General features: G+C 36.8%; 14 protein-coding genes. 6 read left to right on the top strand and 8 right to left on the bottom strand.

Annotation, left to right across the window (positions count from 1 at the left end):
- Positions 1 to 50: 50 nt before the first annotated feature.
- Positions 51 to 977, bottom strand: coding sequence for a manganese-dependent inorganic pyrophosphatase (locus FEU33_RS02455; protein WP_146547866.1), 927 nt, complete (start codon positions 975 to 977; stop codon positions 51 to 53).
- Between the two features lie 230 nt (positions 978 to 1,207).
- Between FEU33_RS02455 and FEU33_RS02450 the strand changes: the two genes are divergently transcribed.
- Complete coding sequence (locus FEU33_RS02450) at positions 1,208 to 2,014, top strand: GNAT family N-acetyltransferase (protein WP_146547865.1); 807 nt, start codon at positions 1,208 to 1,210, stop codon at positions 2,012 to 2,014.
- A 223-nt stretch (positions 2,015 to 2,237) separates the two neighbouring features.
- On the opposite strand, the gene FEU33_RS02445 is transcribed toward FEU33_RS02450, so the two are convergent.
- Positions 2,238 to 3,413: a M20 peptidase aminoacylase family protein gene (locus FEU33_RS02445; protein ID WP_146547864.1), complete on the bottom strand. Its 1,176-nt coding sequence runs from the start codon at positions 3,411 to 3,413 to the stop codon at positions 2,238 to 2,240.
- Positions 3,414 to 3,511: 98 nt separating this feature from the next.
- Between FEU33_RS02445 and FEU33_RS02440 the strand changes: the two genes are divergently transcribed.
- Positions 3,512 to 3,820: a nucleotide pyrophosphohydrolase gene (locus FEU33_RS02440; RefSeq protein ID WP_146547863.1), complete on the top strand. Its 309-nt coding sequence runs from the start codon at positions 3,512 to 3,514 to the stop codon at positions 3,818 to 3,820.
- A gap of 106 nt (positions 3,821 to 3,926) precedes the next feature.
- Here the strand turns inward: FEU33_RS02440 and glpK are convergent, their stop codons facing one another.
- The 6 genes from glpK to FEU33_RS02410 form a co-directional block, all read right to left on the bottom strand.
- The gene (gene glpK / locus FEU33_RS02435) at positions 3,927 to 5,423 is read right to left on the bottom strand and encodes a glycerol kinase GlpK (protein WP_146547862.1); all 1,497 of its coding nucleotides are present in this window, start codon (positions 5,421 to 5,423) and stop codon (positions 3,927 to 3,929) included.
- A gap of 450 nt (positions 5,424 to 5,873) precedes the next feature.
- Complete coding sequence (gene tatC, locus FEU33_RS02430) at positions 5,874 to 6,788, bottom strand: twin-arginine translocase subunit TatC (protein WP_146547861.1); 915 nt, start codon at positions 6,786 to 6,788, stop codon at positions 5,874 to 5,876.
- 15 nt (positions 6,789 to 6,803) lie between these two features.
- The gene (tatA, locus tag FEU33_RS02425) at positions 6,804 to 7,007 is read right to left on the bottom strand and encodes a twin-arginine translocase TatA/TatE family subunit (RefSeq protein ID WP_146547860.1); all 204 of its coding nucleotides are present in this window, start codon (positions 7,005 to 7,007) and stop codon (positions 6,804 to 6,806) included.
- A 45-nt stretch (positions 7,008 to 7,052) separates the two neighbouring features.
- A complete protein-coding gene (locus FEU33_RS02420; protein ID WP_146547859.1) occupies positions 7,053 to 8,762 on the bottom strand; it encodes a GMC family oxidoreductase in 1,710 nt (569 codons plus the stop codon).
- Between the two features lie 17 nt (positions 8,763 to 8,779).
- Positions 8,780 to 9,517, bottom strand: coding sequence for a gluconate 2-dehydrogenase subunit 3 family protein (locus FEU33_RS02415; protein ID WP_146547858.1), 738 nt, complete (start codon positions 9,515 to 9,517; stop codon positions 8,780 to 8,782).
- A gap of 555 nt (positions 9,518 to 10,072) precedes the next feature.
- On the bottom strand, positions 10,073 to 11,284 hold the full coding sequence (locus FEU33_RS02410; RefSeq protein ID WP_146547857.1) for an MFS transporter: 1,212 nt from the start codon (positions 11,282 to 11,284) through the stop codon (positions 10,073 to 10,075).
- A 230-nt stretch (positions 11,285 to 11,514) separates the two neighbouring features.
- Here FEU33_RS02410 and thrC point away from each other — a divergent pair, with 230 nt between their 5' ends.
- From thrC to FEU33_RS02390, 4 genes are all read left to right on the top strand, one after another.
- Positions 11,515 to 12,567 (top strand): threonine synthase, encoded by a 1,053-nt coding sequence (thrC, locus tag FEU33_RS02405; RefSeq protein WP_146547856.1) that lies wholly within the window; start codon positions 11,515 to 11,517, stop codon positions 12,565 to 12,567.
- On the top strand, positions 12,564 to 13,475 hold the full coding sequence (gene thrB, locus FEU33_RS02400; RefSeq protein ID WP_146547855.1) for a homoserine kinase: 912 nt from the start codon (positions 12,564 to 12,566) through the stop codon (positions 13,473 to 13,475). Before thrC ends, thrB begins: the two co-directional genes overlap by 4 nt.
- Positions 13,476 to 13,832: 357 nt before the next feature.
- Positions 13,833 to 14,249, top strand: coding sequence for an Rrf2 family transcriptional regulator (locus FEU33_RS02395; protein ID WP_146547854.1), 417 nt, complete (start codon positions 13,833 to 13,835; stop codon positions 14,247 to 14,249).
- A gap of 81 nt (positions 14,250 to 14,330) precedes the next feature.
- Positions 14,331 to 14,966, top strand: coding sequence for an NAD(P)-dependent oxidoreductase (locus tag FEU33_RS02390; RefSeq protein WP_146547853.1), 636 nt, complete (start codon positions 14,331 to 14,333; stop codon positions 14,964 to 14,966).
- Positions 14,967 to 15,535: the final 569 nt, after the last annotated feature.

The following is a 15,535-nucleotide window of genomic DNA, read 5'->3' as shown; positions in this document are numbered from 1 at the left end:
GTACCCATTACAAATGGCTGCTGAATTGAACTCTTTTTATTTTTGAAAAATTATTTTAAAGCGTCTGTTAGTGTTGGTACGATTTGTTTTTTACGTGACACAACGCCTTTCAAAACCACACGATTGTTTTCTAAAGTGGCACCGAATGCTGGAGCACATTTTTCTGCTACTTTCCCCACTGGCACTGCTACTGAATCATTATTTAAAATATCCGTCACAACGAAGAAGAATAAATCTAAACCTTTTTCCTCCACTTCCTTATGAAGTAAAGTTTCAAGTTCTGCTTGACGATCAAGAACATCATTTACATCTACAGCATTAACTTGTGCAATGACGACTTTGTTGTCTCCCATAGAGAATTCTTTTGCATCAAGTGATAATAAGTCTTCTAATGATTTATCACTTAAATCGGCTCCCGCTTTTAACATAGCAAGACCATATTCTTCTGCATTGACGCCAGCTTTTTCAGCAAGTTCTTTTGCAGCTTTTACATCTTGATCTGTGCAAGTTGGAGATTTGAATAATAATGTATCAGAAATGATAGCTGAAAGCATTAATCCAGCATAGTTTGCAGGAATCTCAACATCGTTTTCTTTGAAAATTTTGTTCAAGATCGTCGCTGTACAGCCAACAGGTTCTGCGCGGTAGTATAGTGGATCAGCTGTTTCAAAGTTCGCAATACGGTGATGATCGATGACTTCTGTAATTTGTACTTCTGTGATATCATCTGCAGATTGTTGACGTTCGTTATGGTCAACTAGGATCACTTTAGATGCTTCAGAAGCTACTTTTTCCACTAAGCGTGGTGCTTCAAATCCGAATTTTTCTAAAGCATAAGCTGTTTCATTGTTTGGCTCACCTAAGCGAACGGCTTCAGCTTCCATTCCGATTTGTTGTTTTAAGTATGCATATACTAATGCTGATGTGATTGTATCGGTATCAGGGTTTTTATGTCCGAATACAAGGATTTTACTCATGCCAATTCCTCCTAAAAATTATCTACGAATTCCGATTATATTTTATCATATATGGTAATGAAAAAGAATGAAAGTTCCTTCTATCAATTGAAGTAAGATATGACTCTCCATTCATGCGAAGTAAATATATTTTCCCTCAAATCCATTTTTATGAAAAAGAAGTGTCATTCATTTTCAACCTATGTTAATATTTTTATATATTATTTATCAAAAATAAAGAAGGGGTTCACATGGACAAAAGTATCGAAAAGAAATACATACCATTGGCCGCTTATTTTGAAGCAGCCACCAAAGATGAAATTACACTAACCTTTTCCGAAATAGAAACTATTATGGGTCAGCCACTTCCAAATGCCTCTTACTTAAATGTAAGTTGGTGGAAGAAAACAAAGCCACCACTAAAACATTTTACCGCCTGGACTACGTTTGGCTATAGTGTAACAGAGATAAAATTAGGTTATTATGTAACTTTTGAAAAACCAACAACAAATTCAACTTCATCAACACCTGACCAAGATTCTAACGACCATCCTACATATATTATCCGGTCAATTGAATTGGATGACGCACGTGATGTCATTGAATTATATCAACAATTGTTTGCAGAAACAGACTACATGTTATATGGACAAAATGAAAATAATGTTTCTGTTCAAAGTTTTCGAAAGCTAATTTCTAAATGGAAAGTCGAAAACTCTGGCACCATGCTAATAGCCATTATTAATGGGGAAATTGGTGGTGCTATTGCCATAATAGGTAGCACTATACCACGTAAAAAGCATTGTATTTCGATCAAAATGGGCGTGCTAGAGAAATTTACTAACTATGGCATAGGTACTGCACTGATGACTGAAGCTGAAAATTGGGCACGTACAAGAAACATAACACGATTAGAATTGTCTGTTATGAAATCAAATCAAAAAGCGATTTCGTTATATCAAAAATTTGGTTTTGTCATTGAAGGGGAAAGAAAAAAGTCGGTCAAAATCGGTTCAAACTATATGGATGAATTCTATATGGCAAAAGTTTTTGACTAACTAGCTCATATAGAAAATGATCATGCAATTACATCATTTGCATGATCATTTTTTATACAATGGTTGATTGGATATCAATGCTGATTCCAACCTTTACAAATCATTTTTCTCCACCAAAAGACTGTTCATTCAGTACCATTCAGCAGCCATCTGAACTGCACCTTCGAATATTGACTAATTAGACGAACGATAATATTTCCATACATTTTTAGTCGTCGTGCAGTTAGTCTTCGGATACCGCTTTTTGTTGTGATTGTGATACGTTGTTCATCAAGCGCGCATATTCAAATGCACATAATACCGTCCTTGTTAAAATTTCTACTCCTGTAATTAATCGCTCTCTATTAAATGTCATATTTGGATGATGCAGTCCTGGAGTTAAGTGACAACCTACTCCTAGCATTGTTGTTTTAATATTAGGGCGTTGTTTCGCGTAAAAATGGAAATCCTCCCCACCTGGTGTAAACAAAGGTGGACGTACTTTTTCATGACCAACTGATTGAATAATTGCATGCTCTAGAATTTCTTTTGCCTCTTCATCAACTTGTGCAGCTGCTATATCCACCAAAACCTTTAAAACAATGCGAGCATCGTATAATGTACTGATCGCATTCGTAATCCGGTGAATATCTTGTACTAATTTTTCCATACCATCATTCGTTTGAGCTCTCACATCCAAATTTATAAAAGCTTTTCCAGGAATGATATTGCCCGACTCTCCACCCGCATGAAATTTAGTTACTTTGACAGAATAAGGAATCATCGTATCAATATGAATTGATTTTAATGCCTCAACCAAGCTACTGCCGATCTCAATCGCATTTTTCCCTAAATGCGGTCTGGCTGCATGTGCTTCTACACCGTAGATTTCTGCTGCGATCATCATGGATGCACCATGATGTAATGCCGGGGAATACGTTCCATCTTCCAACTCTTGAAATGGTCTTAAATGTACGCCAAATAAATAATCCATATCGTCCACCAATCCCTTTTCAACAAAAGAAAGAGCACCTTGCCCCTTTTCTTCAGCAGGTTGAAACAATACACGTAATGTACCATTGAATTGTGGATTGAGCTTTTTCATAAGCAAAAGTACCCCGATAATCATTGTCATATGCCCATCATGCCCGCAAGAATGATTCGCACGCATTTCTCCATCCACTTCTTGCCATAAGGCATCCATATCTGTACGTAAACCAATAACAGGCTTCCCCTGCCCAATTTCTACATATAATCCAGTGCTATTTGAAAAAGTATGCACTTTATACCCTTCTTGCTCTAAGAGATTAATGATATATGCTGTTGTATGATATTCTTGCCAAGCAATCTCTGGGTTTTCATGTAAATAATCGAATATCTCTCTAAGCCTCGGCTCTATATCCTTTAATTCTGTTTTCATCCATAATCCCATCCTTTAACCTTTTATAGAACTGCAAAAATGGGCAAAGTTCTATATAATTAGATTATTATTATTCTTTATCGAAAGTGGGTGACAATATGCAAGAAATTACTGAAGAAATTTTAAAATTCCGTGATGATCGAGGCTGGAAGGGCAATCACGATATAAAAAACTTAGCGATTTCCATTTCTCTTGAAGCAAATGAGTTGCTTGAATGTTTTCAATGGACAACAGCTGATGAATCCATTGCAAATGATAAACAAGCGATCATTGAAGAGATGGCAGACGTCTTAATATATCTTATTCAAATGGCAGATTGCATGAACGTTGATTTAGAAAAAGCTGTGAAAGACAAGCTTATAAAAAATGCGATTAAATATCCACTGCCTGAAAAGTTAACAAAATAACAAAGGAAATGTCCAATTACTATATTTGGGCATTTCTTTTGTCTGTTTCATCGTTTGAAAACTTGTATATAAAATTCAGCAATTTATCTATTTATTATTCGCTAAATTATTTAAACGCTTGCGCTGCGTGGACAGCTTTTTGCCATCCTGCATATAGCTTTTTACGTTTCTCTTCAGTCATTGCGGAATTAAATTGTTTTTCCAAATGCCATTGTTTTGCAATGGTATCTGTATCTCTCCAAAAACCTACTGCAAGACCTGCAAGATAAGCTGCTCCTAATGCTGTTGTTTCGTTGATAGATGGACGTTCTACAGGAACACCGAGCAAGTCAGACTGAAATTGCATTAAGAAATTATTTGCTACGGCCCCACCGTCTACCCGCAACGTTTTTAAAGAAATACCTGAATCCGCTTCCATTGCGTCTAATACATCTTTTGTTTGATAGGCTAGGGATTCTAAAGTTGCACGAATGAAATGTTCCTTCTGCGTACCACGCGTTAAGCCAAATACTGCACCTCGTACATCACTATCCCAATAGGGTGTACCTAATCCAACAAATGCAGGGACTACATAAACACCCTCTGTAGAATCTACTTTTTTTGCATAATGTTCGCTTTCTTCAGCCGTACGGAACATACGCAAACCATCGCGTAGCCATTGAATGGCTGAACCCGCTACGAAGATACTACCTTCAAGTGCATAACTTACTTTGCCATCGACTCCCCAAGCAATGGTCGTCAATAAACCTTTTTCGGATTTAACGGCTTTTTCCCCTGTGTTCATCAGCATGAAACACCCTGTACCGTAAGTATTTTTCACCATTCCTTTTTCAAAACATGCTTGGCCAAACAATGCCGCTTGTTGATCACCTGCAACACCGGCAATTGGTATCTCTTGACCGAAGAACTGAATAGCATCTGTTTTACCATAAATCTCCGAGGAAGGACGTACTGTTGGAAGCATTGAAAGTGGAATATCAAGAATTTTAAGTAATTCTTCATCCCATCTTAACCCATGAATATTGTACATTAATGTACGTGAAGCGTTTGTATAATCCGTCACATGTACTCGACCACTTGTTAACTTCCATATTAGCCAAGTATCAATTGTACCGAATAGAAGATCACCCTTGTCGGCTTTTTCACGAGCTCCCTCTACATTATCCAAAATCCATTTCACTTTCGTTCCAGAAAAGTAAGCATCGATTAGTAGGCCTGTTTTTTCTTTGACTAAAGCATCATATCCTTTTGCTTTTAGCTCCTCACAAATCTTTGCAGTTTGACGTGATTGCCACACGATTGCATTGTATATCGGTACACCTGTGTTTTTGTCCCATACAACTGTTGTTTCTCGTTGATTTGTAATACCTATACCCACTACTTGGTCAGCGCTTACATTTTTTTCGGAAAGCACACTTGCAATAACGGACAATATAGAAGCCCAGATTTCTTCTGCATTGTGTTCTACCCAACCTGACTGTGGAAAATATTGTGGAAACTCTTGTTGCGCTGTATGAAAAATGCTGCCAGATTGATCAAATAAAATGGCACGAGAACTAGTTGTGCCTTGATCTAAAGCCATAATGTATTTTGCCTTCATCATATTCGGCCCCCTATTTTTGTGATTTTATTCCACCGATAAAAGCTTCCATTATTTATGACTACTATATCATAGAGACAGTGCTCTAAGAAAAAATCTCTAATACTTCTAATAGGGTAAAACATGGATTTCTTCATGATCACGCTCAATACTTATCCTGATTTTTTCCTAATTCCTAATCAACATACCTGATAGCCTACATTTCATTTATTAATGTGGTTGTATATATAACTGTATCTTGTAACTATTAAAAAATCCACATCTAAAGGACTGCTATTAGCAGACTCTTTAAATATGGATTTCTCAATGGAACTACAGAATATGAATTTGATTATTATTTAGGTCAGTAAATTGAATGGTACTCTTCCTACTTTTAGGACAACATCCAAATACTTTAACTGATCATCAGCAGTTCAGCAAATCCGATGAAGGAGTTAAAATCTAAGTCTCCCTTTATACATTAGAACTTTGCTCTTTTAAGGTTTGTTTGCGTTCAATCCTCTTTACTAATAAGATACTGATTTCATATAAAAGGATCATTGGAATAAGCACGATTATTTGACTGAAAAAATCTGGAGACGGCGTAATGAGCGCAGAAATGACAGCCATAATAACATATGCCCATTTTCTAATTTTCTTGATCGTAGTAGAAGTTAAAACACCTATTGTCGATAAAAACATGGCAATAATGGGCAATTCAAACATTAAACCAACGGGAATAGTTGTCATAATAAGATAACTCATATATTGACTAGCCGAAATCATTACATTAAAGTTTGCCTCTCCTATACCAATAAGAAAATCATAGCTTAATGGGTTTAGAACAAAATATCCAAACGCCACACCAATCAAAAATAGGAGAAGCATAACAGGAGAATACAATCCTAAGAATCCTTTTTCATTTTCTTTAAGCCCTGGTTTAATAAATATCCATATAAAATGCATTAAAAATGGCAATGAAAGACCTAAGGCTAGTGTCGTAGAGATAGACATATAGAATTTAACCACTTCAAATGGGCCGAGAATGACTAATTCATGTCCCCTTGTCACGTATGGAAGCCATTTGTTCACTGTTGAAAATACAATGATAAAAAAAACAACAAAAACGGCAACACCTTTGATTAGTTGTTTTCTTAGATCAGCTAAATGTTCTACAAAAGCTTCACTTGCATCTGTTAAAGGGTTATCATCGTCTAACTCTTCTTCCCTCTCATCAACATTTTCAAGATCAGTAGAGCCAATTTTTGAGATCTCCTCTTTATGAGAAGCCTCATCCAAAGTCTCTTTCTCTGTCTCTTCTACACCATTTTCGCTCATTTTATCCAAAGGGCTAAGTACTTTTTTTGCATTTTCTTCATATGGATCCATACGAACACCCTCTAGTTAAATTTCTTTTTTATCATCAGTTGATTTTTCTTTTTTTGATTCATTTTCGTCTTCCATTAAACCTTTTGTAGACTTTTTGAATTCTGTAAAAGTTTTACCTATAGCAGATCCGATCTCAGGTAATTTTTTGGGACCAAAAACGATTAAAACGATAATCAAAATAACGATTAATCCAGGGACACCAATTGAACTTAAACCCATATCTCATTCCTCCTTTAACAGCGATTAGCTTAATAGCAGATGCTATTAAACTAATGAACCGCCTTTTTTAGAGTATTTAATAATACCTTCCGTACAACGGAACGCTAGAGCACCTACTGTATCAGTTGGATTATAACCAGAATTGTTTGCAAATGCACCCGCACCTACAGCAAATAGATTTTCACAATCCCAGTGTTGTAAGTAGTTATTTACTACACCCTCTTCTGGTGTTTTACTCATGACTGTACCACCAGTATTGTGAGTTGATTGATATGGTACGATATTGTAATTTGTCAGTTCAGCACGTACCTCTACTTTTTTAGCACCCATTTCTTTTAGGACTTCTCCACATTTAGCAGAAATGAATTTGTGCAATTTTTTATCTTGATCAGTGAAATCATAGTTTACTTGCAATAATGGGACACCATAAGCATCTTTATATTTCGGATCTAATGTCAAGAAGTTTTCCTTATAAGGAATAGAAGCACCTTGACCGCCAACACTTAACGAACGTGTGTAGTTCATGATAGAATCTTTTTTCCATTCTGCTCCCCATAATGGTGTATCAGAATGTGTTGGGTTATTTCCGATTGGTCGATTACCCAATTGGGTCAATGCAATATTAGCGCCATGGATGAAACCAAGCTTCGAGTGATCAAAGTTATCGCCATTGAAATCATCAAAGCAATTACCGAGTGCGCCTGCACCCATAAATGTATTAAATTGTTCATCGAAGAACCCTGTTGCCCCTGGCATAATTTGATAACAATAGTTTCTTCCAAGTGTGCCCTTACCTGTTTCAGGGTTATACATAGTGCCAATATTGGATACCATTAATAATTTAGCGTTGTTCATCATGTATGATGTTAATACCACAATATCTGCTGGTTGGATATATTCTTCACCAGTGACGGTATCGATATATTTGACCCCAGTTGCTTTATCACCTTTTGTTAAAACTTTTACAACATTGGAATTAAAGCGAATTTCATATTTGCCCGATTTCAATGCTGTTGGAATAACAGCCACTTCGGGAGTCGCTTTTGCTCCATACTCACAACCAAAACGTTCACAGAAGCCACAGTATTGGCACGCATTAATGGTTTGACCATAAGGATTTTTATATGGTGCAGACAAGTTTGCTGAAGGTATCATATATGGATGATAGCCCAATTTTTTAGAAGCCGTTTCGAATTTTTTCAGTAAAGGTGTCTTCTTCATCGGTTTGTTTGGATAGTTGTCCGAACGTTTAGGACCTAGTGGGTTTTCTTCACCACTGATACCAGCTGTTTTCTCAAATTTATCAAAATATGGTTCCACTTCATCATAAGTTAGACCCCAGTCAAGGATTTGATAATCTTTGCCCAAAAAGTTTTTACCATATTTTTTTTCGGTCATTGTCTTTAATTCAAAGTCATATGGCAAGAAACGGTATGTTTGTCCATTCCAGTGAGTACCAGCACCACCAAGTCCTTCACCCAGTAAGAACGATCCCAATTGACGCATTGGTAGAGCCTGCTGTTTACGATTATTACGGAAAGTAACTGTTTCTTTCGATAAATCTTGCATTAACTCATAGCGAATTGCATAACGGTACTCATCATGTACATTGGCAAAATTTGCTGTACCACGATCTTTACCTCTTTCAAGTCCTACAACTTTTAAGCCGGCTTTCGTACATTCGGCAGCAACGATCCCGCCTGTCCAACCAACACCGACAGTTACAACATCAACTTTTGGCATAGTTTTAACCATTGTTATTCCCCCCTAAATTAGTGCATACCTAGTGATCTAGGTTCAATTTTTTGGAATCCTTCTTTTTCAATTACGTTTATATATGACATTTGGTGACCAGGGAAGCCTTTCATTCTCCAGCCTTCCATATTTCTATTCCCACCATATAATGGATCAGAATAGGCGCCCTCAATTGTAGCTGAGCGAAGCAAAGAGAAGAAGAAACCTGCAGTGACACCTTTCATCTTAACTTCATCTTTTTGTAAAGCCGTTAGAATGACATCACGTTCTTTATCTGTAATATCTGTAAAGCTTTTTTTGTAACGTTTTTGAGCTTCAGATTCTAATGTTTGAACACCTTGTATAAAAATTTCTGCACGGGTTAAACGGGATTGATAGCCTTGTGTAGGTTCACCTTTGCCAAATGGTCCTTGCATATATTCTTTTGAATTACTACCATATTGACCTGCTAATTGACGATCGATAAAGTAAGGCACTCCTAATTCCATTGCACCTGGGCCTAGATCATCTTTTGGAAAAATGCGTTCAGTAGCTGCAGCTAATATATTAAAGTCTTTATCTGTTGTGAAGAACATTTTACCTTCACTAGTTTCAGCTGTTTTGTTTGTATTTGTATTTGAAGATTTTGTTGGTGCAGTAGTCTTTTTGGAATTAAAACCAATTAATCCACCGATTAATCCTCCACCAATTAACGTTCCCGTAGCAATACCAGTTGTTTTCAGGAAGTCACGTCTTGAAATATCTTTGTTACTCATAATAGTACCCTCCTTTTAAATAATAGAAATCGTTTTTCTACTCCAATTGAATAAAAAATACTTACTCTCAATTCTCAGTATTTCCCGTTGAAACATTATTCTAGTCTCATCATTACATAAAAGTTCTAAAAAACTTCACATTTATCTATTCTAGTAATGTAGATTTATAAGGACAATAAGTCATAGTAATCATAAAGTTTAATATATGATACATAATTTTATTTTATTTCAATAAATGTAAAAAAATAGAGCCAACAATTATTGCTTGTCAGCTCTATTTTCATCTATTATTTTACATATTATCATATTATTTGGTTTTAAAGGTTATAATATCTAAATATTCACACTTTACTAAATTAAATGCTTATTTCTTATTACTATATCATAAAAACTTTTATGGGATGACTAACCGATATAAATGAGAATAAATTGAGAATTATTCCTTGTAATTTGTGTATGAACGAGTATTTTTCATTTTTTTACAAACTATACTATGAATGTGCTATCATAATACAAATTACGGTCAATCATCTACATCGGCTTACTTTCTCTACATCATTCTAAAATGGTTTGTTTGGTTTCCTTACCTAAGAATAAAATAGCTAAAATACCTACTAAAATAGAGCCACAAAAGATTGTAAAGATCCAGCCTATTGTATATCCTTGTGCCATTAACGTGCCCACTAATAATGGACCAAAAATCCCTCCAAGTCGGCCAACTGAAGCTGCCATCCCTACACCAGTGCCTCGGATAACCGTAGGATATTGTTCAGGCGTATATGCATAGAGTGCTCCCCATGCCCCTAAATTGAAAAATGATAACAACATACCAGATACGATCAAAATCCATGTCGCATCTGCAACTCCAAAGACAAGTGCACTAAGTGCTGTACCTAATAAATAGGTAGCTAATACAAATTTGCGGCCTATTTTTTCAATCAACCAGGCTGCCGTAAAATACCCCGGTAACTGAGCTAATGTCATGATTAATACGTATTCAAAACTTTTGATCAAACTAAATCCTTTTAAAACCATAACACTTGGCAACCATAAGAACATACCATAATAGGAAAATACGACAGTAAACCATACAATCCATAGCATCAACGTAGGCTTTACATATGGTTTTGACCAAACACTTTTTAAATTTTGCCAAATACCTCTTGAAGAGTTTTTCTTTGCAGTAAATTGTGGTGAATCTGGTAGATGTAAACGTAAATAGACAGCATAAAGGGCAGGAATAGCTGTTAAAATTAATGCCACTCGCCAACCAAATTGTGGAATCACAAAGTAAGAAATAAGCGCTGCCACCAACCATCCTACAGCCCAAAAACTTTCTAACAATACAACTATCCTACCTCTTTCATTTGGAGCTACACTTTCTGAAACCAATGTAGAAGCAACTGGTAGCTCTCCTCCTAGTCCCATTCCAATAAAAAACCGCAATATCATAAAAATGGTCAATGAAGTCGCCAGTGCAGATAGGCCACTTGCGATTGAGAAAATAACTAATGTCCAGATAAAGACTGATTTACGACCAATCCGATCTGCAAAAACGCCAAATACAAAGGCACCGATAGCCATGCCAATAGAGTTGATACTACCGATCCACCCCATTTGCCCAGAAGTCAAATTCCATTCTTTTGCCAACGTTGCAATAATAAATGATAAAATACCAACATCTAAGGCATCGAATAACCAGCCAACGCCGGCTACTCCTAATAATTTATTTCTTGAAATCGGTTGTGCATTAACCGCTTGTTTCATTGTTGTATGCGCCTCCCAGTGTCTTTACACATGTAAACTATATTGTTAATATCACTATACACAGAAATATATTTTGTGACAAGATGTCAAATCAATTCGAATAGTTTTGAAAATTTGTATATAATACTATTGAAAACAGAGCCCATAATGCGTTAAAATGTCTTTTATAGAAAAACACTTGTATTTTTAGAATGAACACCAAAATTTTATTACTAAGGAGAATGTTACATATGTGGAAAGGCCTTTTAGATCACTATAAAGAATTCTTACCTATAACTGATAAAACACCTACTTTAACATTACATGAAGGTAATACACCATTAATTCATTTAGATACATTATCCAAAGAACTTGGAATAGATTTACATGTAAAATTTGAAGGGCTAAACCCAACTGGTTCTTTCAAAGATCGCGGCATGGTAATGGCCGTAGCTAAAGCAATTGAAGACGGTAGTAAATGCGTGATCTGTGCTTCAACTGGTAATACTTCTGCTGCTGCCGCTGCATACGCTGCTAGAGCTGGCATTCAGGCAATCATCGTTATCCCAAAAGGAAAAGTAGCTGCTGGAAAACTAGCTCAAGCTTATATGTACGGTGCCAAAATCATTGAAATCGACGGCAACTTTGATGAAGCATTACAAGTTGTTCGTGATATTAGCGAAACAACTGCTGTCACTTTAGTGAATTCTGTAAATCCATACCGTTTAGAAGGTCAAAAAACAGCTGCTTTTGAAGTTTGCGATCAGTTAGGAGATGCACCAGACATCCTTGCAATTCCAGTCGGAAATGCTGGTAATATCAGTGCCTACTGGAAAGGCTTCAAAGAATATCATGAGAAAAAAGGAACAAAATTGCCACATATGTTCGGATTTGAAGCGGAAGGTGCTGCTGCGATTGTCAAAGGTGCTCCAATTGCTCATCCTGAAACGATCGCAACTGCTATCCGTATCGGAAATCCAGCAAGTTGGAAACTGGCAGAAGCTGCTCGTGACGAATCAAAGGGTAAAATTGGTTCTGTAACAGATGAAGAAATCTTAAATGCTTATCGCCAAATTGCCGCAAAAGAAGGCGTCTTCGCTGAACCAGGCTCTGCTGCTTCAGTTGCTGGCGTACTACAATCAGTTGCAAATGGCTCTATCCCTAAGGGCAGCCGTGTAGTTGCCGTATTGACTGGTAACGGATTAAAAGATCCTGATACGGCTGTTAAAGCTTCTAATGTGGACATGGTATCATTACCAAATGATGAAGAAGAAATCCGCAAGTACATTGAGGAATTAATATGAGTAAGAAATGGACCATAACTGTTCCAGGCAGTACGGCTAACCTTGGACCCGGGTTTGACTCCATCGGTTTAGCTTTAGGTTTATATCTCTATTTAGATGTCACAATTAGCGATCACTGGGAATTTGAGCATCACTCTATCTATCTTCCAGCAAAGTTTACTGTAGAAGACCATTTGATCTACAAAGTTGCGACTGAAACTGCAGAACGTTATAACGTAAGTTTGCCACCTTGTAAAGTGATTATGCATAGCGAATTACCTTTAGCACGCGGACTTGGCAGTAGTGCTTCTGCCATCGTAGCAGGAATTGAGATTACAAACCAAATATGTAATTTAAATCTATCGATCGATGAGCGTTGCCGCTTAGCCTCTAAAATTGAAGGTCATCCTGATAATGCAGCTGCCTCTGTATGTGGCGGGCTCACAATTGGTGCTACATTACCTAATGGGCAACTAGAACTTATTCATGTACAAGATGTTGACGCCGCATTTGCAGTTTTCATCCCAAATGTTGAGTTAAAAACAGCAGAAGCTCGAAAAGTATTGCCTGCAAGTTATGACAAAGCATATGCAGTACATGCAAGTGCAAATGCTAATATGCTAACAGCGGCATTATTGCTAAAAGATTATAAACGCGCTGGAGAATTTATGGAGCATGACCTATTCCACGAGCCATTCCGCGCCAATTTGATCCCAAACTATCACGAGATCCGTCAAATAGCAAAGGACGCGGGGGCTTATGGTACTGCTATTAGTGGTGCAGGTCCAACTGTCATCTCACTGATAAGCAAAGAACAAGTAGAAAGCTTTGTCGCAAAGATGAAACCATTATTCCCAAGCTATGATATTAAAGCTGTACACGTGGATACAAAGGGTGTACAAGTAACTGTTTCAGAACTTGCTAAATAGGATTAACTCATAGGAAGTCAAGAACCCTAATAATAGGTTCTCGGCTTTCTTTTTTAGGCTTTATATTTAATGTCAAGAAGTGGGAAGAATTATGCCTATAACCAAAACAAAAGGCTACAGTTTCTCCTATCTTGTCCTAATCGGAAGAAAGATTGACTGTATAGAGTAAAGCTTCACCTAATGAGCGTTTTCTTTATCTTGGGTATTAGTAAACTTTTGCAGGCAGTGGCTTTTTACTCTTTTATCTTCTATAAGTTCTAGCGTCTTGCAGTAAAGTTCATACTCCCCATTACGGAATAAAATAATTGACATTTAACACAGTTGTAACTATGATAGTTACAATGGGTGGTGAGACCAATGGTAAACAGCCGGTTCTCTGTAGCTATTCATATACTTTCGTTAATTGCTTCAACAAAAAATAATTCACATGCATTGACTTCGGATTTTATCGCTAGTAGTGTGAATACAAATCCAGTCGTTATAAGAAGAATCAGCAGCCAATTGAAAAAAGCAGGCTTGATCGTATCACATGCTGGTCTATCTGGCTATGAACTCGCATTATCACCAAAGGATATTACATTATTAGATATTTATCGTGCGGTGCAAGCTCCTGAAGATTTGTTTGCAATTCACGACAATCCAAATCCAAATTGTGCAGTGGGTAAACAAATTCAATCAACATTAGATGATGTATTCAGCTCTGTTCAACAAGCAATGGAAAGTAAATTACAAGAAGAGACCTTACAGGACATTTTAGATCATCTCTTTTCATAAGGGACGATCTATTTTCTCACCTAACCTGTAACCAAATTTGTTACATTAAATCAATAGTCATTTTATTAGGAGGAATTCAATATGAAAATTGGAATTATCGGTGCAACAGGAAAAGCTGGTCATAAAATTTTAACAGAAGCCGTATCACGTGGTCATGAAGTAACCGCAATCGTCCGCAACGCAGCAAAATTAACAGATAAATCTGTAACGGTATTAGAAAAAGATGTATTTGACTTAACAACAGCAGATATTAAAGGATTTGACGTGATAGTCAATGCATTTGGTGCACCAATAGGCAAAGAAACTTTACATGTAGAAGTGGGCCGTCATTTAATCGAGATCTTTAAAGATGCAAAAGAAACTAAATTATTTGTAGTTGGTGGTGCAGGCAGTCTATTCGTAAATCCAGAAAAAACAGTCCGTGTCATTGAAACACCAGATTTCCCCGAAATATTCAAAGCAACTGCTTCAAATCAAGCACAAAATTTATTAGATTTACAAGCATCTTCTATTACATGGACATTCTTAAGCCCATCAGCATTCTTTGACCCAGAAGGTCCTCGTACTGGCAAATATATAGCTGGTCAAGATCATCTACTTGTCAATGAACAAGGAGAAAGCTATGTATCTTACGCTGACTTCGCCATTGCAGTATTAGATGAAATCGAAAACCCTAAACATATAAATGAACGCTTCACTGTCGCATCAAACAAATAAAACCAAAGTATCAAATAGACAGTTCTCTTATCAGTGCGATGATCCTGCCCTCATCCTATATGCTTCTGATAGGCACTGGAAATTCTGGATCGAAAACGTTTTTATTTTTATTTAAATGAATCAATTTCATAATGTAGAATCTAGATGAAAAATGCGAACATTTTTCACATATATACTTTCAATACTCAGATTTGTTTGTTTCGCTCCGGACGACGCTTTCCACGGGCTTAGCTTCAATCTCCACGGGTCGACACGATGTTGACCCCGAAGCCGTTGCCACAGGACGTGGCGAACTTAGGCTTTGTCCCTTAAATTGTTCCTGCGGGGCTTTCAGCTCAAACTTTTCCCGTAGGACTTTGAATAAGCCCCTTTGAATAGACACCGCACGAAGGAAATGCGCATGCATTTTCGAGGAGTCGCCGTCCTTCGCTCCACGATTATCAAAATTAGCATTATTAAATGTTCGTATTTTTCAAAAAAATGATTGATGAAATTGATTCAAATAACTCAAAAAGTAGAAGACACAATTGGTACTCAATCCATATTTGTGTCTTTTGCTTTTGTAAGCT

The sequence above is a fragment of the Rummeliibacillus suwonensis genome, from assembly GCF_007896435.1.
In the GTDB taxonomy this organism is placed as follows: Bacteria; Bacillota; Bacilli; order Bacillales_A; family Planococcaceae; genus Rummeliibacillus; species Rummeliibacillus suwonensis.
Note: the sequence above shows the minus strand (reverse complement) of the source record. Positions and strands in the feature narration are given on the sequence as shown.